Raw genomic sequence first — 23,875 nt, forward strand, 5'->3', positions numbered from 1 at the left:
TGCCGTCGTTTTCATTGTGACACGAAAACGACGGCCGACCCCTACGGGACGGCCGGAATTTTTTCGGAAATTTTTTCAGCGCTCGATTTTCACGTACTCCGCATAGACGATGCGTGTGTGGGGATTTGTCGAGACGATCTCCTGCCGGATGGCTTTCGTGCCCCAGCGGATGAAGAGAAAGCGGCGCGGAACGCGGTGGACCACCTGGCGCAGGGTGTCGACGCTACGGATGCGGCAGGCCTCCGAGTCGCGGCCGATGCGCCCTTCGACCGAGACCCATGCGTCGCGCCAGCGGAACACCCGCGAGGTGTCGTACACGGGGCGGGAGTCGTGTATCCGGACGACGACGGTGTCGCGCAGCGGGGTGGTGATTGCGGCGTCGGTGAGGGCGACGGCCTTGGCGGCGGCTTCGAGCCGGCGGATCCGGATGCCCAGGCGCCGGATCTGTTCGGCGTCGGCCGCGCGCAGCGTTTCGAACTCCCCGCACCGCAGGCGGAGTGCCTGTGCCGAGGCGGCCTCGGCGCCCAGGCGCGTGCGGTAATGGGCAAGGTCGGCCGTGAGGGCCGTCTGGTTTTCGGTCAGACGGCGGTTCTCGGTGCGGTAATGCTGGTAGCAGAAGAGCAGCAGTGCGGTTGCAAGCACTGCATGGATAAAAGGTATTTTTTCACGATTTTCGGGTTTTGGTTCCCCGAAAGATAAGGCGCTTGCGGCCGATGCGGTTCCTAATTTTTCGGAAATAGCCCCTCCATCGCTTCGGCGATGTGTTCGGCAAGGAAGGTCATCAGTGGCAGCCCGTCGCAGCGCGAAAGCGAAGTGATGCCCCGGTGGTCGGCGAAGAAGAGTTCGTCGAGCGAGGGCAGGTCGGCACGTCCGAATGCCTCTTCGCGCAGCTCCAGTCCTGCGGCCCGAACGGCCTGCATGGCCAGGCGGCGTTCGATGCTTTGCGGGCCGGGGGCGGTCAGGACGGTGCGCCCGGCGATGGCCAGCAGCGGAGCATCGTCGGCCGAGCGGAGAATCCCCGAGCTGTCGCAGCGCACGGCGACTTCCGCCCCGCGCCGTGCGGCCAGATGGCGGGCCAGTTGTGCGGCGGCCTCACGCGCGGAGGTCGGCGCTTCGGAGAGCGTCAGGTCGTAGCCTATGGTCACGGCTTCGGGCTGGATGCTCCGGAAGGCATAGCCGTCGTAGAGCGACACTCCGGCCGGCAACAGGCGCTCCTCCCCGTCGGGGCCCAGTTCGATGCGGACGAATCCCGACACGCCCGTCGGATAGCGTTCCGCGGCGGCGAGCGCCTCGATCCGCTTTGCGAGCGGCTCCGTGGCGGGGGCATAGGGGCGGCCGAACAGGTCGCGCGAGGCGGCGTCGAGCACGGCGATGTGTCCGGTGACGTTGCGTGCACGACCCCGGGCGAGGTGCACGGTCTGATAGAGGCAGAGGTCGTTCAAAGCAGGAAGATTTTCAACAGCAGTTCGCGCAGCAGTTCGCCGTCCGACGCGCCGCCCGCACCCAGTCCCTTGCTCCGGGCGTCGTATTCGCGCAGCAGTCCCAGGATGTGGAACACCTTGCGGTTGTCCCATCCGGCGGCGTTCTGCTTGATCTCGCCCAGGACGAACGTGTTGTTCTTGCGCAGAATGCGCATCAGCTCCGTGTCGGGCGGAAAGGGGCGGCCCTTGTGGCGCGCGAGCCAGCGCAGGTAGTTGACGACGAACATCTCCTTGAACTGGCCGAACAGCGCCATGACGGTCACGAGCAGCGGGTTGTCCTTGGGATTGCGGGCGAAGTGATCGGCGATCATCAGTGCGCGGGCCATGTCGCGGGTGACGACCGCCTTGCAGAGTTCGAAGTTGTTGAAATCCTTCGAAATGCCGATGTTGGCCTCGATGTCGGCGTCGGTGATGCGCTGCGTGCCCTCGGGCAGCGAGACCGTGAGTTTTTGCAACTCGTTGGAGATCTTGGCGATGTCGGTCCCCAGGTGGTCGGTCAGCATCGAGAGCGCCTTGGGATCGATGGTGAAGCCCTGCTGTCGGATGAACTGCTGCAGCCACGCCGCGATCTCGTAGTCGCGCGGACGCACCGATTCCAGTACCGTGCCGTTCGCCGCGCAGCCCTTGTAGAAGGCCGAGCGCTTGTCGGCGTTCTTCTCCTTGTGGCAGATCACGAGGATGGTCGTGGGGGAGGGTTTTTGCGTGTAGAGGGCGAGTTTGTCCAGTCCCTTGAGCTGCTGGGCCTCCTTGAGGATCACCACCTGGTATTGCCCCATCATCGGCATCTGGCGGCAGAGGTTGATCACCTGCCCCGCCTCGGAGTCGCGCCCGTAGACGGTGATCTGGTTGAAGGCCCGCGCGGCCTCGTCGAGGATCGTCGCGGCCAGCTGCTCCGAGAGAGCGTCGATGAAGTAGCTCTCTTCGCCCATCAGCAGGTAGATGCCGGAAAACCGGCGGGCTGCGATTTCTGCCGCGATCCGCTCGTACTGGGCGACGGAATCCTTGAATTTCAGAGCGCTCTTTGCCATTTTAAACGATTTCTTTGGTGATGCGCAGCACGTTTTCCGTGTCGGACGTGAGGCGGTAGCGGTCGTCGATGCGGCGTCCGACGAGCCAGACGATTTCGTCGCCCGACAGCAGTACGAACTGCCGCTGCTTCTCGGCCACGGAGACCTTGGCGTCGATCAGGAAGTCCGAGACCTTCTTGCTGCCCGTCATGCCGAACGGCACGAACCAGTCGCCGTCGCGCCAGCGGCGCAGCGTGAGCGGGAATTGCAGGCGGTCGGCGTCTATCTGCGCGATGTTTTCGGGGACTCCGAAATTCTTGATCGTGTCGATGTCGCAATATTCGTAGTAGAGGACCGAGTTGCCGCAGTAGCTGCGTGGGGCGCCTTTGCGCACCGTCGTCAGACAGGCGTCGTCGGGGGTTATGGGCGCTACGACGATCTTCCCGCGGTCGATCGAGGCCACCCATTCGCGGGCGTAGAACCGTCGTCCCGTGGCGTCCTGTTCGAGCGAGTGGCACAGGGCGTCGATCACGTCGCCCTTGAATCCGTAGCCCGAACTCAGCAGTTCGTAGATCACGAATCCCTGCGGAAAAGCCGGGTCGAGGCGGTCGAGGTGGATCGTGTCGATCCCGGTGTCCGAGGTGACGGCCTCGGAGCGGATGCGCTCGATGCCGTGGTTGATGAACAGCTGTGCGTCGGTCAGCCGTGCGAGGTTGCGGCCCATCAGGCTCGTGAACTTGGGGTTGATCTCGCGGATGCGGGGAATCAGCCCCAGGCGGATCTTGTTGCGCAGGTATTTGGTCGACCGGTTCGACGAATCCTCCCGGAAGGGGATGTGGTTCTGGACGGCGTATTCGAGAATCTCCTTGCGCGAGGCGAACAGCAGCGGGCGGATCACTTTCCCGACCTGGGTCGAGATTCCCGTCAGCCCCCGCAGTCCGGTGCCGCGCAGCAGGTTGATGAAAAAGGTTTCGATCGAGTCGTCGGCATGGTGGGCGATGGCGATGGCCGTGTAGCCGTGCTCGTGGCTCAGGGCGTCGAACCACGTGTAGCGCAGCCGCCGGGCCGCCATCTCCATCGATTCGCCCGTGCGCTCCATCTCGGCCCTGGTGTCGAAGCGTTTGTTGTAGAACGCGGTGCCGTGCCTTTTCGCCTCGTTCTCCACCAGCACTTCGTCCTCGTCGCTCTCCGTGCCGCGCAGCTGGAAGTTGCAGTGGGCAACGCCCACCCGGTAGCCGCTGCGGGTGAACAGCGAAAGCATGACCATCGAGTCCACACCGCCCGAGACGGTGAGCAGGATGCGGTCGTCGCGCGTGGCGAGGTTGTTCTCGTCGATGTAGCGTTGAAAAGAGTCCAAAAGATTCATAATATGTTCACCTCCGTATCTATTTCGATGCCGAATTTTTCGTGGACCTTCGCCTGCACGGTGCGGGCGAAGGCGATCACCTCGCCGCCCGTGGCGCCGCCGTGGTTCACCAGCACCAGCGCCTGCCGCTCGTGGACCCCCACATTCCCTGAGCGGTAACCTTTCATCCCGGCCCGGTCGATCAGCCATCCGGCGGCCAGCTTGACGCAGCCTGCGGGGGCCGCATAGTGGGGCATGTCGGGATATTCGCCGAGGAGCCGCTCCGCGACGGGGGCTTCGACGACCGGATTCTTGAAGAAACTGCCCGCGTTGCCCAGCACGGCCGGGTCGGGGAGCTTGGCGCGGCGGATCGAGCAGATCGCCTCGCGGATGTTGCGCAGCGTGGCGCCCCCGCGGGCCTCGACTTCGCGCTCCACGTCGCCGTAGCCCAGACGGGGCCGGGGCGTATGCCGGAGCCCGATCTCGATGGCGGTGATGATGACCCGCCCCTTCAGGTCGTGCTTGAAGACGCTTTCGCGGTAGCCGAATCCGCAATGTGCGGCGTCGAGCGTCAGCAGGCTGTCCGTCTCGACGCAGTACATCTCGACCCGGCGGATGACATCTTTGGCCTCGCAGCCGTAGGCTCCGATGTTCTGCACCGGGGCGGCCCCCGCCTTGCCGGGGATCAGCGAGAGGTTTTCGATGCCCCACAGCTCGCGTTCGACGGCCCATTCCACCAGGTCGTCCCACTCGACGCCCGCCTCGACGCGCAGGCGGACATCGTCGCCCTCGTCGCTCAGAAGGGTGATCCGACGGGCTACGGGGGTCAGCAGCACGCCGTCGTAATCTTGGGTGAAAAGGATGTTGTTGCCCCCGGCGAGCACGCTCCACCGTTCGGGGATCCCGGCGGCGAAAAACGAGCGCAGATCCTCGGCGGTTTCGAATTCTACGAGACGCGCGGCCCGCTGCTCGACGCCGAAACTGTTGCGTTCGCGCAGGCTGATTTGGTGAAATTCTCGAATCATGGTATGCAAAGTTAGAAATTATTTTTAACTTTGAGATTCAAACCCGAATAACTCCATGGTATGGCTGATTTGTGCTTGGCTTTCCCGCTGTTCCCTCCGACCCGGTCGGGGGCGGCGATTCCCGGCGCAAAGGGCCGAGGCAGCGCAGGTTTGGCAATCGAGGACCATGTAAACAATAGCAGAATATGTTCGACGAAAAAGATTTGCAGCAAATCCGGGAGCACGGACTCACTCCCGGGCAGGCGGAGACCCAGTTGGAGAACTTCCGCCGTGGATTCCCTTTTCTGAATGTCGTGCGGGCCGCATCGCCGGGCGACGGCGTGCTGGTTGTCGGTGCGGCGGAGGCCGATGCCGCCGTGGACCGCTATGAAAAAGAGGTTGCCGGACTGGGGGTGGTGAAGTTCGTGCCCGCTTCGGGAGCCGCCACGCGCATGTTCAAGGAGCTGTTCGAGTTTGTCAACGAAGGCAAACGCGGCAAGGGCATCGACACGTTGTTGGAAAATATTGGGAAGTTCGCCTTCTGGCCCGAACTTCGCGCCGTGCTGCCCGCCGGGGCCGACGACCGTGCGATCGTGGATGCCATCGTCAACGACGGACTGGACTACGGCCGCAGACCCAAGGGGCTGGTCACCTTCCACGCCTATCCCGAGGGGGCGCGCAAGGCCGTCGAGGAGCACCTGGTCGAAGGAGCGGCCTATGCCGTGTCGCGAGGTGTTGTGCGCATCCATTTCACCGTCTCGCCCGAGCATGTTGCGGGTTTCGAGGAGCTGCTCGCCGCAAAGACGCCCCTCTACGAAGAGCGCTTCGGCGTCCGGTATGAGATTTCGTTCTCGGTGCAGAAACCTTCGACCGACACCCTGGCCGTAAATCCCGACAACACGCCTTTCCGGCAGGACGACGGCACGCTGCTGTTCCGTCCCGCAGGCCACGGGGCGCTGATCGAAAACCTGAACGAGATCGATGCCGATCTGATCTTCATCAAGAACATCGACAACGTGACGACCGATGCCCGCCGCGGGGACACGATCCGTTATAAAAAGGTACTTGCGGGGATTCTGCTCGACCTGCAGGGGCGCGCCTTCGAGTACCTCAAGGCCCTCGAGGTGGGCGGTGCCGAGTTGGCGCCCATCGCCGAGTTCGTCGAGAAGCGGCTCTGCGTGAAACTCCCGGATGCGTACGATTCGGCGCTGCTGCGTGCCGTGTTGGACCGCCCGATCCGCGTCTGCGGCATGGTCCGCAACGAGGGCGAGCCGGGCGGCGGCCCGTTCTGGGTCGGAAATCCCGACGGCACGGAGTCGCTTCAGATCGCCGAGTCGAGCCAGATAGCACCCGCCGACCTGCCGCTGATGCAGTCGGCCACGCACTTCAATCCCGTGGACCTCGTCTGCGGCGTGCGCGATTCGAAGGGTCGCAAGTTCGACCTGCGCCGATACACCGATCCCGCAACGGGCTTCATTTCGTCGAAATCCTCCGGCGGCCGCGATCTGCGCGCGCAGGAACTTCCGGGTCTGTGGAACGGGGCGATGGCGAAGTGGAACACGGTTTTCGTCGATGTTCCCGTCACGACATTCTCCCCGGTGAAAAAGGTGCAGGATCTGCTGCGCCCCCAACACCAATAGCTTCGGGTTTGCGATGACCATCGTTCGTCTTGTCCGGGCCGGTCGGGAGATGCGTTTGCTGCTCCCGGCCGGCCCGGGGCGTATCGTGCCGGAGGCGGAATCTTCCCGCTGCGGCTGCCGGATCGCCCTGCCGGAGGCGGACAGTTCCTTCGTGTATCCGGCTGCCGGGCGGCGGCCTCTGTTGGCGGCGTGTTGCCCCTCCCCGGGGCACTCCGAATTTTCCGGAAGGCTGCGCCGGCCCGGCATGGAGTCCGGCTTGGAGCCCGGTTGGGAGTCTGGTTTGGAGTCTGGTTTGGGGCCTGCGCCAGCCCTTCTCGCGGAGAGGAGGGCCTGCGGCGATGTACCTGCTCCATTTGTGATGTAAATTTGTCAAAATAGGATAAAATCTTGCCCCGGACCCCCGATTGTAGAGAATCTTTTTTATATTTGTAGGTTCAAAAACCGAAAACAATAATCAAAACTAAATAACGCTATGGAAAACAAACTTCAACAGTTGACCCAGAAGCTCTACGACGAAGGGCTGGAGAAAGGGCGTGCCGAGGCCGACAAACTGGTGGCCGATGCCAGGGCCGAGGCCCGGAAGATCGTCGACGAGGCCCGTGCCGAGGCCGCAGAGATCGTCCGGAAGGCAGAGACCAAGGCCGAGGATGTTTCGAAGAACACCATGACCGAGATTTCGCTGGCCGGCAAGCAGGCTGTTGCCCGAATCAAGTCGGAGATCGCCTCGCTGATCATCACCCAGGCTACGGCCCGAGGCGTGAAGGAGGCCGTCGTGGACCCGGCATTCATCAAGGAGATGCTCGTCGCCGTGGCCAAAAACTGGAACGGAGCCGATTCGGGCAAGGTCGAGTTGCAGGCCCTGCTGCCCGAGGAGGGCCGCAAGAAGTTCGACGCGGCATTCGGGGAGTGTGCGAAGGAGCTGCTCGCCGCAGGTGTCGAGGTGGGCTGGTCGAAGGAGGTGAAAACCGGCTTCAAGGTGGGCGCCAAGGAGGGCGGCTACTACATTTCGTTTGCCGATGCCGATATCGAAGCGCTGTTGGCAGAGTATCTGCGTGACAAGGTCTTCCAACTCTTGTTCAAGGCGTAAGGCATGTTTGCGACCCAATATTATTGTCTGGTAGCCTCCCTGAAGGAGTATGCGCTCGACGCCGACACCAAGGGCTTCGACGCCCGGGCCATCGTCTCCGGGATTCTGGAGGAGGTGAACCGCAGCGACGCCCGCGAGGTGCGGCTCCTGTACGGCTACTACGACTGTGAGAATATCGCCGCCCTGCGTGCCGGGCGCTCGGCGCACAATCCGCTGGGCAACTTCACGCGCGAGGAGCTGGAGGAGGAGCTCAAAGCCCCGAAGCGGCTTCCCGAGGCGGTTGCCCGCGTGGTGAGGGCCTATGCCGATCCCGAGGGCGAGGATGCCGAGACGGTCGACACGTCGCGGCGTTTTGAGAAGCAACTGTTCGGGGCCTACTATGCCACTTGTGCGAAGGCGGGGAGCCGCTTTCTGAAGGAGTGGGCCGCTTTCGACCGGAACCTGCGCAACGTTTCGGCGGCCGTCACGGCGCGCGCCGCAGGGCGTGCGGTCGAGGAGGTCGTCGTGGGCGGCGGTGACGTCGCCGAGCAGCTGCAGCGCAGTTCTGCGGCCGATTTCGGCCTCCGGGGCGAACTTCCCTATATCGATGCGGTGATCGCGGCGGTGAACGACGAGGCCAACCTCGTGGAGAAGGAGCACAAGATCGACCTAATCCGCTGGAACGAAGCCGCGGAGCTGGCGACCTTCGACTATTTCGACGTCAACGCCATTCTTTCCTATCTGGTGCGGATTAATATCGTCGCCCGCTGGACGCTGCTCGACGCTGCGCGCGGCCGCGAGATGTTCGCCCGACTGCTTGCCGAACTGGATGGCAAGGAGCTCATTAACAAGGAATAAACAACAAAAACATACAATGAAAACTACAGGACGTGTAAACGGTATCATCTCCAACATCGTGATCGTCAAGGCCGACGGACCCGTGGGCCAGAACGAGATCTGCCATGTCTGGACGGGCGATACCAAAATGATGGCCGAGGTCATCAAGGTCATAGGCGACGCGGCCTATGTCCAGGTTTTTGACAGCACCCGCGGTCTGAAGGTCGGCGATCGGGTCGAATTCGAGGGCCACATGCTTGAAGTCACGCTGGCTCCGGGCCTTTTGTCGCGCAACTACGACGGTCTTCAGAACGACCTCGAAAAGATGGACGGTCTGTTCATCGCCCGCGGTTCGATCACCGATCCGGTCGACTACGATGCCGAGTGGGAATTTTCGCCGCTGGCCAAGGCCGGCGACAAGGTCACGGCTGCGTCGTGGCTGGGCGAGGTGAAGGAGCAGTGGGTGATGCACAAGATCATGGTCCCCTTCACGATGACGGACAGCTATACGGTCAAGAGCGTCGCCGAAGCGGGCAAATACAAGATCACCGACACGATGGCTGTCCTGACCGACGCCGAAGGCCGCGACCACGAGGTGACGATGGTGCAGAAATGGCCCGTGAAGCAGGCCGTGCGCTGCTACACGGAAAAACCCCGCCCGTCGCGCATCATGGAGACCGGCGTGCGTCCGATCGACACCTTCAACCCGATGGCCGAGGGCGGTACGGGCTTTATCCCGGGGCCTTTCGGTGCGGGCAAGACCGTGCTCCAGCACGCCATTTCGAAACAGGCCGATGCCGACGTGATCATCATGGTGGCTTGCGGCGAGCGTGCCAACGAGGTGGTCGAAATCTTCAAGGAGTTCCCCGAGCTGATCGACCCGCATACGGGCCATACGCTCATGGAGCGCACGATCATCATCTGCAACACGTCGAACATGCCCGTTGCCGCGCGTGAGGCTTCGGTCTATACGGGTATGACCATCGGCGAATACTACCGCTCGATGGGCCTCAAGGTGCTCGTGATGGCAGACTCGACGTCGCGCTGGGCACAGGCGCTGCGCGAGATGTCGAACCGTCTGGAGGAGCTTCCCGGTCAGGACGCCTTCCCGATGGACCTTTCGGCGATCATCTCGAACTTCTACTCGCGTGCGGGACTGGTGAAGCTCGTCGGCGGTCAGACCGGCTCGGTGACCTTCCTCGGCACGGTGTCGCCTGCGGGCGGTAACCTCAAGGAGCCGGTGACCGAATCGACCAAGAAGGCTGCGCGCTGTTTCTACGCCCTCTCGCAGGGCCGCGCCGATTCGAAGCGCTATCCGGCCATCGACCCGCTGGAGTCCTACTCGAAATACCTCGAATACCCCGAAATCCGCGAATACCTCGACGAGCACATCGAGAAGGACTGGGTGGACCTGGTCTACGAGGGCAAGACCATCGTGCAGCGCGGCAAGGAGGCCAACGACCAGATCAACATCCTGGGCGACGACGGTGTGCCGGTGGAGTACCACGAGCGGTTCTGGAAATCGGAGCTGATCGACTTCGTCATTCTGCAGCAGGACGCCTTCGACGACATCGACGCCAACTGCCCGATGGAGCGCCAGCAGATGATGTACAAGATGGTGTTGGGCATCTGCAACCGGGAATTTGCATTCGCCGACTTCGAAGCCTGCGCACAGTTCTTCAAGGGGCTGATCAACCTCTTCCGCCAGATGAACTACTCGGAGTGGAAGTCGGAGAAGTTCGAAGGCTACCGGACGCAGATCGAGCAGTATGTGAGTGAACAATCCAAATAAGCGGGAGATATTATGACAACACGAGCTTTTCAGAAGATATATACCAAGATTGACAACATCACCAAGGCTACCGTGACGCTTCGTGCCACGGGCGTCGGCAACGACGAACTGGCCACCGTCGGCGGCAAGCTGGCGCAGGTGGTGAAGATTATGGGCGAGAACGTCACGCTGCAGATTTTCGCCGGAACCGAGGGGCTGTCCACCGACTCCGAGGTCGTCTTCCACGGCGAACCTCCCAAGCTGCGCGTTTCGGACAACCTTGCCGGGCGTTTCTTCAACGCCTACGGCGAACCGCTCGAAGGCGGCGAGATCATCGAGGGCGAGGCCCGCGAGATCGGCGGCCCGACGGTGAACCCCTTCCGGCGTATCCAGCCTTCGGAGCTGATCGCTACGGGTATCGCCGGCATTGACCTGAACAATACGATCGTGACGGGACAGAAGATCCCCTTCTTCGCCGACCCCGACCAGCCCTACAACGCCGTGATGGCCAACGTGGCCCTGCGTGCCAAGGCCGACAAGATCATCCTCGGCGGCATGGGTCTCACCAACGACGACTTCCTCTACTTCAAGTCGGTCTTCGAGAACGCCGGAGCGCTCGACCGCATCGTGTCGTTTGTCAACACGACCGAAAATCCGCCCGTGGAGCGTCTGCTCGTTCCCGACATGGCGCTGACCGCCGCCGAGTACTTCGCCGTCGACAAGGGCGAAAAGGTGCTGGTGCTGCTGACCGACATGACCTTGTATGCCGATGCCCTGGCCATCGTGTCGAACCGTATGGACCAGATTCCGTCGAAGGACTCGATGCCCGGATCGCTCTATTCCGACCTGGCGAAGATCTACGAAAAGGCCGTGCAGCTGCCCAACGGCGGTTCGATCACGATCATTGCCGTGACGACGCTTTCGGGCGGCGACATCACGCACGCCATCCCCGACAATACGGGTTACATCACCGAGGGCCAGCTCTTCCTGCGCAATGATTCCGACACGGGCAAGGTGATCGTTGACCCGTTCCGTTCGCTGTCGCGTCTGAAGCAGCTCGTCATCGGCAAGAAGACCCGCGAGGACCATCCGCAGGTGATGAACGCCTGCGTGCGTCTCTACGCCGACGCGGCCAATGCCAAGACCAAACTGGAGAACGGTTTCGACCTCTCGGACTACGACGAGCGTACGCTGAAGTTCGCCTTCGACTACTCGGAGAAACTGCTGGCCATTGATATCAATATCGAGATCAACCAGATGCTCGACACCGCGTGGGGGCTCTTCGCCAAGTACTTCACCCGCGAGGAGGTCGCCATCAAGGAGGAGCTGATCCAAAAATACTGGAAGGAGGCCTGACGCACGATGGCAATCAAATTCCAATACAACAAGACCTCGCTGGGCGAACTCGGCAAACAGCTGAAAATGCGCCAGAAGGCCCTCCCTACGATCAAGAGTAAGGAGTCGGCCCTGCGCTCCGAAGTGAAGAAGGCGAAGGACTCCGCTCTCGACTACCGCCGTCGTCTCGATGCCCTGAAGGCCGAGTACGACTACATGGTGTCGCTCTGGGGAGAGTTTGATTGTGACCTCCTGCGCATTGCCGACGTCTATTTGTCGGTTCAGAAAATCGCAGGCGTGCGCACGCCCGTCCTGCAGGACGTGAAATTTGAGGAGAAACCCTACGACCTGTTCTCCTCGCCGGTGTGGTTTGCCGACGGAGTCAACATCCTCAAGCGCATGGCGCAGCTGGGGATCGAGTTCGAGGTCTACAACCGGAAGATGGAACTGCTGGACCATGCGCGCCGCAAAACCACTCAAAAGGTGAACTTGTACGAGAAGGTGCAGATACCCGGCTACGAGGACGCCATACGCAAGATCAAACGCTTCATGGAGGATGAGGAGAACCTCTCCAAGTCGGCCCAGAAGATCGTGAAAACCAAACAGCAGGTCGCCGGGGAGGGCGCGATGTTATGATAGCCAGAATGTCAAAATACAACTTTGTGCTCTTTGCGGCGCAGAGTGAGGATTTCGTCGAGAAGCTGCGCGGCCTCGGGCTGGTGGACATCACCACCACGGGCTGGGAACCCTCCGAGGAGGACCGCCAGCTGCTGCTGGACATCGAGAGCCACGCGAAGGCTGCGGAGTTTCTGAAGAACTTCCGCGCCGGGGGCCACTGCGACGCTGCCGCCCAACCGTTCGCTTCGGGCGAGGAGGCCTATGCGCATTATGCCGCCGCGCATCACGAGGCCGCGGCGCTCAATGCCGAGATCGGGCGGCTGGAAAAGGCGGCCGAGGAGCTGCGCCCCTGGGGTGCGTTCGACGTGGAGGCGATGCGCAAACTCGCGGAACGGGGCATTGTCCTGCGCTATTTCTTCACCCAGCGCAACACCTACGACAAGCAGTTGTCCGAGTGGTCGGAGCGCTATACGATCTCGGAGGTCGGCCGCACCGACGCTACGGTGTGGTTCGTCGTCGTGGCCAATTCCGGCGAGGAGGTCACGATCGACGCGCAGGAGATGAAGAGCCCGACGATGGACATTCGCGAAGCGGAGCGCCGCATCGCCCGGGCCGAAGAGAAGCTCCGGGCTCTCGACGGCGAATTTTCGCGCGCGGTAGCTTCGGAGACCCTGCTTGCCCGGCACGCCTGTTCGCTGAAGGAGCGTTTGCAGGCCGTGCGGGTGAAGGCCACGGCGCAGGAGGCGGCCGACGGGATGCTGGTCGTCATGGAGGGCTGGGCCGAGAAGGAGACATCCGATCGGGTCGATGCCCTTTTGGCGGAATACCCCAATGTGGTCTACCTCAAATCGGATCCCACGCCCGAGGACGAGACGCCCGTGAAGCTCAAGAACCGTTGGTTCGCACGTATTTTCGAATTGGTGGGCGACATGTACGCCCGTCCGAAATACGGGACGATGGACCTCACGCCCTTCTTCGCGCCGTTCTACATGCTCTTTTTCGGCATCTGTCTCAACGATGCCGGTTACGGACTGATCCTGACCCTGATGGGGTGGTGGATGCTCGCCCGGAACCGGAAGCCCGGCATGATGCGTCAAGCGGCGTGGTTCGCCACGCTGTGCGGCGTGTCGACCGTTGCGTTCGGACTGCTGTGCGGCTCGTTCTTCGGCATCAACATGAACGCGTTGTTCCCCTCGGTGAAATTCCTCGACTTCCAGGGGCAGTTCTTCTCCATTGCGCTGGTTATCGGCGTGGTGCAGATCCTCTTCGGCATGCTGCTCAACATCTGGATGACCGTGCGCTGTTTCGGCTTCGGCCGTGCGCTGGGACTGCTGGGGTGGTTCATCATCCTCTTCTCGAGCTGCCTGGCCATGGGTCTTCCGATGGCGGGCCTGGCCATCCCGGGCTTCACGGCCGGATCGGTGGCCTTCTATGCGGCGCTGGGCGTCGGCGGTGTGCTGATGCTGCTCCTGAACGATCTGAAGCGCAATCCGCTCATCAACATCGGTGCGGGTCTGTGGGATCTTTACAACAACCTCACGGGGCTGTTGAGCGACGTGCTGTCATACATCCGTCTGTTTGCCATCGGGCTTTCGGGCGGTGTGCTGGCGCTGGTGTTCAACACCCTGGCGGCGGGATTCGTGCCCGAGGGGGCGAACATCCTGGTGCGGCTGCTGATCATGATCCCGATCCTGCTGATCGGTCACGGCATCAACCTTTTCATGTCGACCATCTCGTCGTTCGTGCATCCGCTGCGTCTGACGTTCGTCGAATTTTTCAAGAATGCCGGTTTCGAAATGGCCCCGCGCAATTTCGACCCGATTCGTAAAATGAATGATACTAACGAATAATAACAATTAAAAAAACTCAAAACATTATGGAAACAACAGCATTGGTATTGGCTTACGTCGGCGTAGCGCTGATGGTGGGTCTGGCAGGTGTCGCCTCGTCGATCGGTACCGCCATTACGGGTCAGGCTTCGGTAGGGGCCATGAAGAAGAACGGAGGCGCTTTCGGTAGCTATATGATCCTCTCAGCGCTCCCCGGTTCGCAGGGCCTCTACGGCTTCGTCTGCTTCTTCCTGGTGCAGAAGGGTCTGACGGATCCGACGATGGTGCAGGGTGCAGCTATCTTCGGAGCCGGTCTGCTGGTCGGTCTGGTGAACATCGCCGCTTCGATCTATCAGGCAAAGGTCTGCGCCAACGGTATTGCCGCCATCGGCAACGGTCACGATGTGATGGGTAAGACGCTGATCCTCGCGGCTTTCCCCGAGTTGTACGCCATCCTGACGGTGGCTGCCACCTACCTGATCGCAACGCTCGACGGTGTGAACCTCTTCTAAAGGGGCGAAACCCCGTCACCGAAAAGGGAGACCCTGCGTGGTCTCCCTTTTTCGTTGCTCTTCGGGGGGGCTGATGATCCGTCTCGGTCGCTTTCGGCGGTCGGGCCAACCCGGCGGCGAACTGGCGGCGAACTGGCGGCGAACTGGCGGTGGACTTGCGGCGAACCGGGGCCCTCTCCCGCCAATCCGTAGCCAAGCCGGGAAATCCGGGGCAGGCTCTTTTCGGAAGGTGGGTCTTTCGGCTGTACCGGCGGCTCGCAGTTCGGCTACCGTCCCTTGCGGCGCGACGAGGTGCGCACCTTCGGGCCTTTGCCGCGCGACTCTTCCGTGCGACGCGCGGCGACCCCGGGCAGCAGCACTTCGAAATCCAACTGGCGCTTCTGCAGGTCGGCACGCTTCACGCGGATGCGCACCGGGCTGCCCAGCGTCATGTGGATGCCCGTCGAGCGGCCGATGATTTCGTAGAGCTGCTCGTCGAAGGTGAAGAAGTCGCCCTCGATGTCGCGCAGGAACGACATGCCCTCGATGTGGGTCTCGTCCAGCTCGACGTAGACACCCCACTCGGTGAGCCCCGAGATGTGCCCCTCGAACTCCTCGCCGATGTGCTCCTTCATGAATTCGACCATCTTGTACTTGATCGATGCGCGTTCCGCCTCGGCGGCCACGACCTCGCGGTCCGAGGCGTGTGCGCACAACTCTTCCAGCTCGCTCTTGTCGGCCGATTTGCCGCCTGCGAGGTAGTGGGCCAGTAGACGGTGGACCATCATGTCGGGGTAGCGGCGGATCGGCGAGGTGAAGTGCGTGTAGTAGGGGAATGCCAGGCCGTAGTGGCCGATGTTGTCGGTCGTGTAATAGGCTTTGGCCATCGAGCGCACGGCCATCGTCGTCACGGCGTTTTCCTCCGTGGTGCCCTTTATCTGTTTGAGGAGCTTGTTCATCTCCTTGGTCACGGCGCGGCCCTTCGTCGCCTTGAAGATGTGCCCGAAGCGGAGGATGAACTGCCTGAAGCGGTCGAGTTTCTCCTCGCTCGGGGTGTCGTGCACGCGGTAGACCATCGTGCGTTCGTGCGTTCGGCCGCTCTCGGTCCTGCGTTTGCCGCAGAACTCCGCCACGCGGCGGTTGGCCAGCAGCATGAACTCCTCGATCATCTGGTTCGACTCCTTCTGCTCCTTGAAGAAGACCCCCAGCGGTTTGCCGTTCTCGTCGAGTCGGAATTTCATCTCCTCGCGCTCGAACGAGATCGCGCCGTTCCTGAACCGCACCTTGCGCAGTGCCTGCGCCAGCCGGTTGAGCGTCAGCATCTCCTCGGCATAGTCGCCGTGGCCCGTCTCGATGATCTCCTGTGCCTCGGCGTAGGTGAAGCGGCGGTCGGAGTGGATCACCGTGCGGCCGAACCACTCTTCGAGGATGTCGAGGTTTTCGTTGAGCGTGAACACCGCCGAGAAGCAGAGACTCGTCTCGTGGGGCCGCAGCGAGCACAGCTCGTTCGAAAGCCGTTCGGGAAGCATCGGCACGGTGCGGTCCACCAGATAGACCGATGTGCCGCGCTCCACGGCCTCGTCGTCGATCACCGAGTGGGGATGCACGTAATGGGTCACATCGGCGATGTGCACGCCCACCTCCCAGACTCCGTCCTTTATCTTGCGCACCGACAGTGCGTCGTCGAAGTCCTTGGCATCCGCAGGGTCGACCGTGAAGGTCGTGACACCCCGGAAATCGCGCCGTCGGGCGATCTCCTTGGCCGTGACGCGGGCGTCGATGGCCTGTGCTGCCTCCTCGATTTCGGACTCGAAGCGGTAGGGGAGCTCGTATTCCGCCAGAATCGAGTGCATCTCCGTGTCGTTGTTCCCCGCCATGCCCAGCCGCTCGACCAGCTCGCCCACGGGGCTTTTGCTGCCCGGGAGCCAGTCGGTGATGCGGACCACGACCTTTTCACCGTCGCGCACGTCGGGATAGGTGCGCTTCGAGAGGTAGATGTCCATCGGCATGCGGCGCGAGTCGGCCCGAACGAAAATCTGATGCGCTCCGACTTCGGCCACACCGACATAGGGCTTGCGGTTGCGTTCGATGATCCGCGTGATCTCGCCCTCGAGCTGTCCGTTGCGGTCGCGGTGCATCACCACGACCTCCACACGGTCGCCGTTCAGGGCGTTTGCGGCGTTGCGCTGGTTGACGAAAATGTCGTTCTCCTGTCCTTCGACCTTCACGTAGACCGAACCCGAGGGCGCCATGCTGGCCTCGCCCTCGTAGTGGGGCAGGTGAGTCTGCATCAGCCGGTATTTTTCGCGTGCACACTCCTCGACGACACCCTCTTCGAAGAGGCGTCCGAGGATTTCCAACGTTTCGCGGCGGCCCTCTTTCGTGGCGCCTCCGGAGGCCGAAGCCAGATGCTTCAGCGAGAACTTATTGTTGGGGAATTCCCGGAACATGCTCAATATGATCGAGGTGCGGTCCGTCTTCCGGGCTTTGTTTTCGGTGCGTTGTTTCTGTTTTTTCATCGTTTCTCAATATTTTCAGGGCCGCGGTTCTCCGTCGGATTCCCGCTGTGCCAGTTTGGCCGCTGTTGCGGCCGGCTTGTGTGTGTTGCGGAGTCGGGGGTTATTTTTCCAGAAGGTGCAGGGCCAGTTTCTGCATGTAGGCGATGCCCACGTCGATGGCCGCCTCGTCGGGGGAGAATGTCGCCGTGTGCGGACGCCCGGCCGCGGCACCCACGCCCAGCCGGTAGAACAGCGACGGGTATTGCTTGCAGTAGAACCCGAAATCCTCGGCCGTAGAGCGCAGCGGCAGCATCTCGACCTTCAGGTTCTCGGCCTTGGCCAGGGCCGTGGCCTGCTTCACGAGGATCTCGTCGTTCACGACGCACGGATAGCCTCGGTCGATCATCACCTCGCTCTTCACGCCGTGCCGCGAGTCGATGTCCGCGGCGATGATCTCGATGCGGCGGTGGATGATGCCGCGCTCGCGCTCGTCGAACGTGCGCAGCGTCCCCTCCATGTAGATCTCGTCGGGCACGATGTTCGTGGCACCCCCGGCCTCCACGCGGCCGATCGAGAGCACGCACTCCTCGCCGTTGAGTGCGATGAGGCGCGTCAGCAGTTCGGCACCGGCCGCAACGGGATCCTTGAGCTGCCTGCGCATGGCCCCGTGTCCGCCCGTTCCGCGGACGCGGAAGCGCAGTTCGTCGCTCGCCGCCATGTATTTCCCGGCCCGGAAGCCGAGAGTCCCGACCTCCAGTTGGGGTTCGACGTGCTCGCCGATGACGGCCCGCACGTCGTAGCCCTCGAACGGCTTTTCGTCGAGCACCAGCGAGGCTCCGCCCGGATTGCACTCCTCGCCCGGCTGAAACAGCCCGAAGATCGTGCCCCGGAAATCGGGATTCCCGGCAAGGGCTTTCAACACGCCGAACAGCACCGCGGCGTGCATGTCGTGGCCGCAGGCGTGCATCACGCCCTCGTTCTGCGATCGCCACGCGCAGTCGTTCTGCTCCGTGACAGGCAGGGCGTCGATGTCGGCGCGCAGCACCGCGGCGCGCCGGTCGCCTTCGGGGGTCCTGCGGCCCTTGATGCGGGCCACGACGCCCGTCGATGCGATCCGGCGGTGTTCGATGCCCAGTTCGTCGAGTTGCTCTTCGATGAATGCCGCCGTGTCGTGCTCCTTGAACGACAACTCGGGGTGCGCATGCAGGCGGCGGCGGAATTCGACAGGTTCCATGTATTCTCTGTTTTATCGGTTTGGATCAGAAAACCGCCTTGACGATTTTCTGTATGTTTGTCGTGCGGCTCATCGTATAATAGTGGAGTACGGGCACGCCTGCGGCCATCAGTTCGCGGCTTTGGGCGATGGCCCACTCGGTTCCCACCTCGCGCACGCTGTCGGGATGCGCCTTGACTTCGCGCACGAGTTCTTCGGGCAGCTGCACGCCGAAGGTCTCGGGCAGTATTTCCAGGTGGCGCAGCGTCGAGAGGGGTTTGATGCCGGGGATGATCGGCACGCCGATCCCCGCTTCGCGACAGCGGCGCACGAAGTCGAAGTATTTGGCGTTGTCGAAGAACATCTGCGTGACGACATACTCGGCTCCGGCTTCGATCTTGGTGCGCAGGTGGACGATGTCCGAGCTGATGTCGCGCGCCTCGGCGTGCACCTCGGGATAGCCCGCCACGCCGATCGAGAATTTCGAGTGGTGGCACTCCTCGACCTCGCCGTCGATGAATTTCCCGTTGTTCATGTCGGCGATCTGCCGCACGAGATCCACGGCGTGGGCGTGGCCCTGCGGATGGGGCATGAAGCGCTTTTCGTTCTGCGACTTGTCGCCGCGCAGCGCCAGCACGTTGTGCAGGCCCAGGAAGTCCATGTCGATCAGCGTGTCCTCGATGTCGTATTTCGATAGTCCGCCGCAGATCAGGTGGGGGACCACCTCCACGCCGTAGCGGTTTTGGATGGCCGCCGAGATGCCGACCGTCCCGGGACGGCGGCGCACGACGTGCCATTCGATGCGGCCGTCCTCGCTCTCCGACTCCTTGATTCCCTCGCGGTGGAACGTGATGTTGACATAGGCCGGGTCGAACTCCATCAGCGGCTCCACGGCGGCGAATATCTTCTGCATGCCGTCGCCCTTGAGCGGCGGAAGCAGCTCGAAGGCGAAGCGGGTATGGCCGGAGGCGACCGCCCGATTGATGATCTCTACGACGTTCATACGTTGTTCGGTATAATCTTTTTCACGGTGTCGCTCTCCATGCCGCGGCGGCGGGCGTAGTCGAGCAGCTGCTCGCTGCCGATGGTTCCGACCGAAAAGTAGTCGGCGTCGGAGAACAGCAGTCCGCACAGCGCCTCTCCGGGGTCGATCATCCAGTTTTCGGTCAGCCGCATCCCGGTCGTCACCTCGACGGCGAGCAGGTCGAAGACCTCGCGTTTGAGCGAGTGGTCGGGCGAGGCCGGGTAGCCGAAGGCCATGCGGCGGCCGTGGTACTGGCCGCGGACGACCTGTTCGGGGCTGGGCGGCGTGCCTGTTTCGTAGCCCCACATCTCCCGCCGGATGAAGGCATGCACGGCCTCGGCGAAGGCTTCCGTGAGGCGGTCGGCCAGCAGTTTGGCCATGATGGCCGAATAGTCGTCGCCCTCGGTGCGGAACTTTTCGGCCAGCTCCTTCAGTCCGATGCCGGCCGTCAGGGCGAAGCAGCCGATCCAGTCGCCGCCCGAAGCGATGAAGTCCGCCAGCGAGAGGTTCTTCTCGCCGCGCGTCTGGTTGCGAAGCATCGGGAGCCGTTTTTCACGCCCTTTCGCGTCGGTCACCAGGATGTCGTCGCCCTCGGAGCGCGCCGGGAAGATGCCCGCAACCCCTTGCAGCGTCAGCAGCCGCTCGTCGCGGATGCGGGCCAGCAGGGCCTGCGCATCGGCGAAGACCTTGCGCGCCTCGGCGCCCTTTTCGGGATGGTCGAGGATCTCGGGATAATGCCCCTTGAGCCCCCAGGCCGCAAAGAAGAAATTCCAGTTGATATAGGGTTCGGCGTCGGCCACGTCGAAGTCGGGGAAGACCATGCGTCCCGTGTGGAGGGGCACGGCGGGTTCGTGCTGCGCCGTGCCGCCCCGGGTCCGGCGCGCTTCGGCGATCGGGACGAGGTCGCGCTCCCGCAGCCGGCGGGCATACTCCTCGCGCAGGGCCTGCTGGTCGGCCTTCACCTTGTCGGCGTAGAGGTCGCCGTCGGGGCCGAGCAGTTGTGCCAGAATCTGGCTGCTGCGGCTGGCGTTTGCGGAGTGGACCGTTAAGCCCGAATAGACGGGGGCGATCTTCACCGCCGTGTGGAGCTCCGAGGTCGTCGCGCCGCCGATGATGACGGGGATGCGCAGCCTGCGCCGTTCGAGCTCTTCGCAGACGCGGGCCATTTCGTCGAGCGACGGGGTGATCAGCCCGCTCAGGCAGATGCACTGCGCGCCCCACGCCACCGCCTCCTCGACGATGCGCTCCGATTCGACCATCACGCCCAGGTCCCGGATTTCGTAACCGTTGCAGGCCATCACGACCGCCACGATGTTCTTGCCGATGTCGTGCACGTCGCCTTTCACCGTGGCGATCAGTACTTTGCCCAAATTGTGCGCATGCGCGTCCGATCCCTGTTCGATATAGGGGGTCAGCACCGCCACCGCGCGTTTCATCACTCGGGCGGTCTTCACCACCTGCGGCAGGAACATCTTGCCCTCGCCGAACAGCGTGCCGACCTGTTCCATGGCAGGCATCAGCAGCGTGTCGATGACGGCCATCGGGCTTCCCAGCGTTTCGTAACCCTCCAGTGCATCCTGCTCCACGTAGTCGGCCACGCCCTTGAGCATCGCGTGGTCGATGCGCTCCCGGAGGGTTCCCGCACGCCATGCGTCGGGGGCCTGGGTCTGGGTCTGGGCGGTCTGCTGCACCCCGTGGGCATACTCCGTGAGTCGTTCCGCGGCATCGGCCCGCCGGCAGAGGATCACGTCCTCGACGCGGTCGAGCAGTTCGGGCTCGATCTGGCTGTAGACGCGCAGCATCTGCGGATTGACGATGCCCATGTCCATCCCGGCCCGGATGGCGTGGTAGAGGAACGCCGAGTGCATGGCCTCGCGCACGGCGTTGTTGCCGCGGAAGGCGAACGAGAGGTTCGACACACCGCCCGAGACCTTCGCATGGGGAAGGTGTTCCTTGATCCAACGTGTCGCGTCGATGAACGCCTTGGCATAGCCGTCGTGCTCCGCGATGCCCGTTGCGACGGCCAGTATGTTGGGGTCGAAGATGATGTCTTCGGCGGGGAATCCGTCGGCGGTGAGCAGTCGGTAGGCTCTTTCGGCCACCTCGATCTTGCGCTCGAAGGTGTCGGCCTGGCCCCGCTCGTCGAAGAGCATCACCACGGCGGCCGCGCCGTAGCGGTGGATCTCCGCGGCCCGGCGCAGTAATTCCGCTTCGCCCTCCTTGAGCGAGATGGAGTTGACCACCGACTTACCCTGCGTCACCTCAAGTCCCGCTTGAAGTACCTCCCATTTGGACGAGTCGATCATCACCGGCACGCGGGCGATCTCCGGCTCCGAGGCCATCAGGTTGAGGAACGTGCGCATCGCCGCCGGACCGTCGATCAGTCCGTCGTCCATGCACACGTCGACGATCTGGGCTCCGGCGTCGACCTGGGCGCGGGCCACCGAGAGCGCCTCCTCGTAGTTCGCTTCGCGGATCAGCCGTGCGAAGCGGGCCGAGCCGGCGACGTTCGTGCGTTCGCCGACATTGATGAAGTTGGCTTCGGGGACGATCCGCAGCGGCTCCAGACCGCTCAGTATCATGACGTGTCGCGGTGCGGGCGCGGGGCGCGGGGTGTAGTTCCCGGCGATCTTCGACAGGCAGAAGATGTGTGCGGGCGTCGTACCGCAGCAGCCGCCCACGATGTTCACCAGGCCGCGCCGCAGGTACTCCCCGACGTCTTCGGCGAACATTTCGGGCGTCTCGTCGTAGCCGCCCATCACGTTGGGGAGGCCTGCGTTCGGGTGTGCCGAGATGCGCGTTCCGGCCACTGCCGCCAGCCGCTCGAGGTAGGGCAGCAGCTGCTTGGCTCCGTAGGCGCAGTTCAGGCCGACCGACAGCAGGTTGGCGTGCGACACCGAGGTGGCGAAGGCCTCGACGGTCTGACCCGAGAGGGTGCGGCCGCTGGCGTCGGCGAGTGTTCCGGAGACCATCACGGGGATGGCGCGCCCCAGCTGCTTGCAGAGCGAGTCGATGGCCCAAAGGGCCGCCTTGGCGTTGAGCGTGTCGAAAACGGTCTCGACCAGCAGGATGTCCACACCGCCGTCCACCAGACCCCGCACCTGATCCGTATAGGCTGCGACCAGCTGCGAGAAGGTCACCTCGCGGGCTGCGGGATTCGTCACGTCGGCCGACATCGAGGCCGTGCGGTTGGTGGGGCCCACCGATCCCGCCACGAAGCGCGGCTTCTGCGGGTTGCGGGCCGTGAATTCGTCGGCCACGCTGCGGGCGATTCCGGCTGCGGCCTTCGAAATCTCGTAGGCACACTCTTCGAGCCGGTAGTCGGCCAGCGACACGGCATTGGCGTTGAACGAGTCGGTTTCGATGATGTCGGCGCCTGCCCGCAGGTATTTTTCGTGGATTTCGCATACCACATCCGGGCGGGTCAGCGCGAGCAGGTCGTTGCAGCCCTTGAGCTGCACCGGCCAGTGGGCGAACCGCTCGCCGCGGTAGTCCTCCTCCTGCAGTCCGTAGCCCTGCACCATCGTGCCGAAGCCGCCGTCGAGCAGCAGGATGCGTCGCTCCAGTTGGTCGTATAGCGTTGTTGCCATTTATTTCTCGATAATTTCTATTTCGTAGAGTTTCGGCCAGTTTTTGCCGGTCACGAAGATGCGCTGCCCCGGGGCGTCGTAGGCGATGCCGTTCAGCACGTCGGTCGTCGACGTCATTTCCGTTTCGGGCAGCAGCCCCGTCAGGTCGACGATGCCCTCGACGACGCCCGTTGCAGGGTCGATGATGACGATCTGATCCGTGGTGTAGACGTTGGCCCATATTTTGCCGCCGATCCACTCCAGTTCGTTGAGGTATTCGACCGGGGTACCCTTGAAGGTCACCGTCACGCGCTTTTCGCGGTGGAACGTTGCGGGGTCGACCGTGTGGATCGTGGACGTGCCGTCCGACATGTAGAGCTTCGCGCCGTCGGTCGTGAGGCCCCAGCCCTCGCCCGGATAGCGGAAGTCGCGGACTTTCTGCAATTTGCCGTTTTCCAGCGAATAGACGTGGGCCGTGTTGGATTGCCAGGTCAGCTGGTAGAGCTTTCCGTCGAGCAGGGTGATGCCTTCGCCGAACTCCGAGCGGGGCAGGCGCGCAAGAACTTCGCTGTGCCCCGTGGCCAGGTCGGTCTTCCGCACGACCGATTCACCGTATTGCCCCGTGCCTTCCCACATCGTCCCGTCGACGTATTGCAGCCCCTGGGTGTAGGCGTCGGTCGGGTGGGGATGGGTTGCCGCGATGCGGTAGGTGTAGGTCTTCGGCTCGGTCTGCACCGTTGTCGCGGCCTGCGCCCTTGTTTCGGGACGTTTGGCGCGCGCCGCCGGACCGCCGCATGCGCCCAGCAGCAGGAAAAACAGAAATATCGGGATCGTTTTCATCGTTTCGGAACAAAATAGCTCACAAAGATACGAAAAAGTCGGATGGGATCAAAACGGAATTGCGCCCGTTGCGGTAAAACCTTTCGGCGGGCAAAAGAGGGTGTTGCGGCTCTCGGGATATGCGGCGGCCGGAGGGGCAACGGGGGATGGCGCGCGCTGCGGCAGAACCCTCTCCGGGAAGGGGTGTTGCCGTCCCCGAGGAGCGAAAAGCGGATCGCACGGCATAATTTGACCATATTATACGGGTAATGTCTTGTCGGATATGGAATAATTTCGTATCTTTGCCTCCCGATTCTGAACGGAAAAA

General features: G+C 62.8%; 18 protein-coding genes. 8 read left to right on the forward strand and 10 right to left on the reverse strand.

Going from position 1 to position 23,875, the window contains the following annotated elements:
- Positions 1-75 precede the first annotated feature (75 nt).
- The 5 genes from QZ460_RS00060 to murB all read right to left on the reverse strand — a co-directional run bounded on the left by QZ460_RS00060 (position 76) and on the right by murB (position 4,858).
- Entirely contained in the window at positions 76-642 is a 567-nt protein-coding gene (locus QZ460_RS00060) for a DUF6549 family protein (protein WP_290539539.1), read from the reverse strand.
- An 80-nt stretch (positions 643-722) separates the two neighbouring features.
- Positions 723-1,442, reverse strand: a complete 720-nt coding sequence (locus QZ460_RS00065; protein WP_290539540.1) for an aminotransferase class IV — start codon at positions 1,440-1,442, stop codon at positions 723-725.
- Positions 1,439-2,509 carry a DNA polymerase III subunit delta gene (gene holA, locus QZ460_RS00070; protein WP_290539541.1) on the reverse strand — a complete coding sequence of 357 codons (1,071 nt, stop codon included), beginning with the start codon at positions 2,507-2,509 and terminating at the stop codon, positions 1,439-1,441. Before holA ends, QZ460_RS00065 begins: the two co-directional genes overlap by 4 nt.
- A 1-nt stretch (position 2,510) precedes the next feature.
- Positions 2,511-3,854, reverse strand: coding sequence for a tRNA lysidine(34) synthetase TilS (gene tilS, locus QZ460_RS00075; protein WP_290539542.1), 1,344 nt, complete (start codon positions 3,852-3,854; stop codon positions 2,511-2,513).
- Entirely contained in the window at positions 3,851-4,858 is a 1,008-nt protein-coding gene (gene murB / locus QZ460_RS00080; RefSeq protein WP_290539543.1) for a UDP-N-acetylmuramate dehydrogenase, read from the reverse strand. Before murB ends, tilS begins: the two co-directional genes overlap by 4 nt.
- 185 nt (positions 4,859-5,043) lie before the next feature.
- Here murB and QZ460_RS00085 point away from each other — a divergent pair, with 185 nt between their 5' ends.
- The 8 genes from QZ460_RS00085 to QZ460_RS00120 all read left to right on the forward strand — a co-directional run bounded on the left by QZ460_RS00085 (position 5,044) and on the right by QZ460_RS00120 (position 14,445).
- The gene (locus tag QZ460_RS00085) at positions 5,044-6,477 is read left to right on the forward strand and encodes a DUF4301 family protein (protein ID WP_290539544.1); all 1,434 of its coding nucleotides are present in this window, start codon (positions 5,044-5,046) and stop codon (positions 6,475-6,477) included.
- Between the two features lie 472 nt (positions 6,478-6,949).
- Positions 6,950-7,564 carry a hypothetical protein gene (locus tag QZ460_RS00090; protein ID WP_290539545.1) on the forward strand — a complete coding sequence of 205 codons (615 nt, stop codon included), beginning with the start codon at positions 6,950-6,952 and terminating at the stop codon, positions 7,562-7,564.
- 3 nt (positions 7,565-7,567) lie between these two features.
- A complete protein-coding gene (locus QZ460_RS00095) occupies positions 7,568-8,401 on the forward strand; it encodes a DUF2764 family protein (protein ID WP_290539546.1) in 834 nt (277 codons plus the stop codon).
- A 16-nt stretch (positions 8,402-8,417) separates the two neighbouring features.
- The gene (locus QZ460_RS00100) at positions 8,418-10,172 is read left to right on the forward strand and encodes a V-type ATP synthase subunit A (protein WP_290539547.1); all 1,755 of its coding nucleotides are present in this window, start codon (positions 8,418-8,420) and stop codon (positions 10,170-10,172) included.
- A gap of 12 nt (positions 10,173-10,184) precedes the next feature.
- On the forward strand, positions 10,185-11,507 hold the full coding sequence (locus QZ460_RS00105; RefSeq protein ID WP_022062483.1) for a V-type ATP synthase subunit B: 1,323 nt from the start codon (positions 10,185-10,187) through the stop codon (positions 11,505-11,507).
- Positions 11,508-11,513: 6 nt separating this feature from the next.
- Complete coding sequence (locus QZ460_RS00110) at positions 11,514-12,122, forward strand: V-type ATP synthase subunit D (RefSeq protein WP_290539548.1); 609 nt, start codon at positions 11,514-11,516, stop codon at positions 12,120-12,122.
- A gap of 8 nt (positions 12,123-12,130) precedes the next feature.
- A complete protein-coding gene (locus QZ460_RS00115; protein WP_290539549.1) occupies positions 12,131-13,954 on the forward strand; it encodes a V-type ATP synthase subunit I in 1,824 nt (607 codons plus the stop codon).
- A gap of 26 nt (positions 13,955-13,980) precedes the next feature.
- Positions 13,981-14,445: an ATPase gene (locus tag QZ460_RS00120; RefSeq protein WP_290539550.1), complete on the forward strand. Its 465-nt coding sequence runs from the start codon at positions 13,981-13,983 to the stop codon at positions 14,443-14,445.
- A 266-nt stretch (positions 14,446-14,711) separates the two neighbouring features.
- Here QZ460_RS00120 and rnr read toward each other — a convergent pair whose 3' ends face one another.
- The 5 genes from rnr to QZ460_RS00145 all read right to left on the reverse strand — a co-directional run bounded on the left by rnr (position 14,712) and on the right by QZ460_RS00145 (position 23,568).
- The gene (gene rnr, locus QZ460_RS00125) at positions 14,712-16,943 is read right to left on the reverse strand and encodes a ribonuclease R (protein ID WP_290539551.1); all 2,232 of its coding nucleotides are present in this window, start codon (positions 16,941-16,943) and stop codon (positions 14,712-14,714) included.
- 100 nt (positions 16,944-17,043) lie between these two features.
- A complete protein-coding gene (locus tag QZ460_RS00130) occupies positions 17,044-18,156 on the reverse strand; it encodes a M20 family metallopeptidase (protein ID WP_290539552.1) in 1,113 nt (370 codons plus the stop codon).
- A 25-nt stretch (positions 18,157-18,181) separates the two neighbouring features.
- Positions 18,182-19,138, reverse strand: coding sequence for a methylenetetrahydrofolate reductase (locus tag QZ460_RS00135; protein ID WP_290539553.1), 957 nt, complete (start codon positions 19,136-19,138; stop codon positions 18,182-18,184).
- Positions 19,135-22,749, reverse strand: a complete 3,615-nt coding sequence (gene metH / locus QZ460_RS00140; protein ID WP_290539554.1) for a methionine synthase — start codon at positions 22,747-22,749, stop codon at positions 19,135-19,137. The genes QZ460_RS00135 and metH overlap by 4 nt, the downstream gene beginning before the upstream one ends.
- Entirely contained in the window at positions 22,750-23,568 is an 819-nt protein-coding gene (locus QZ460_RS00145) for a glutaminyl-peptide cyclotransferase (RefSeq protein WP_290539555.1), read from the reverse strand. It lies immediately after the preceding gene.
- Between the last annotated feature and the right edge of the window lie 307 nt (positions 23,569-23,875).

The organism is Alistipes sp. (assembly GCF_020026455.1).
Taxonomy (GTDB): domain Bacteria; phylum Bacteroidota; class Bacteroidia; order Bacteroidales; family Rikenellaceae; genus Alistipes.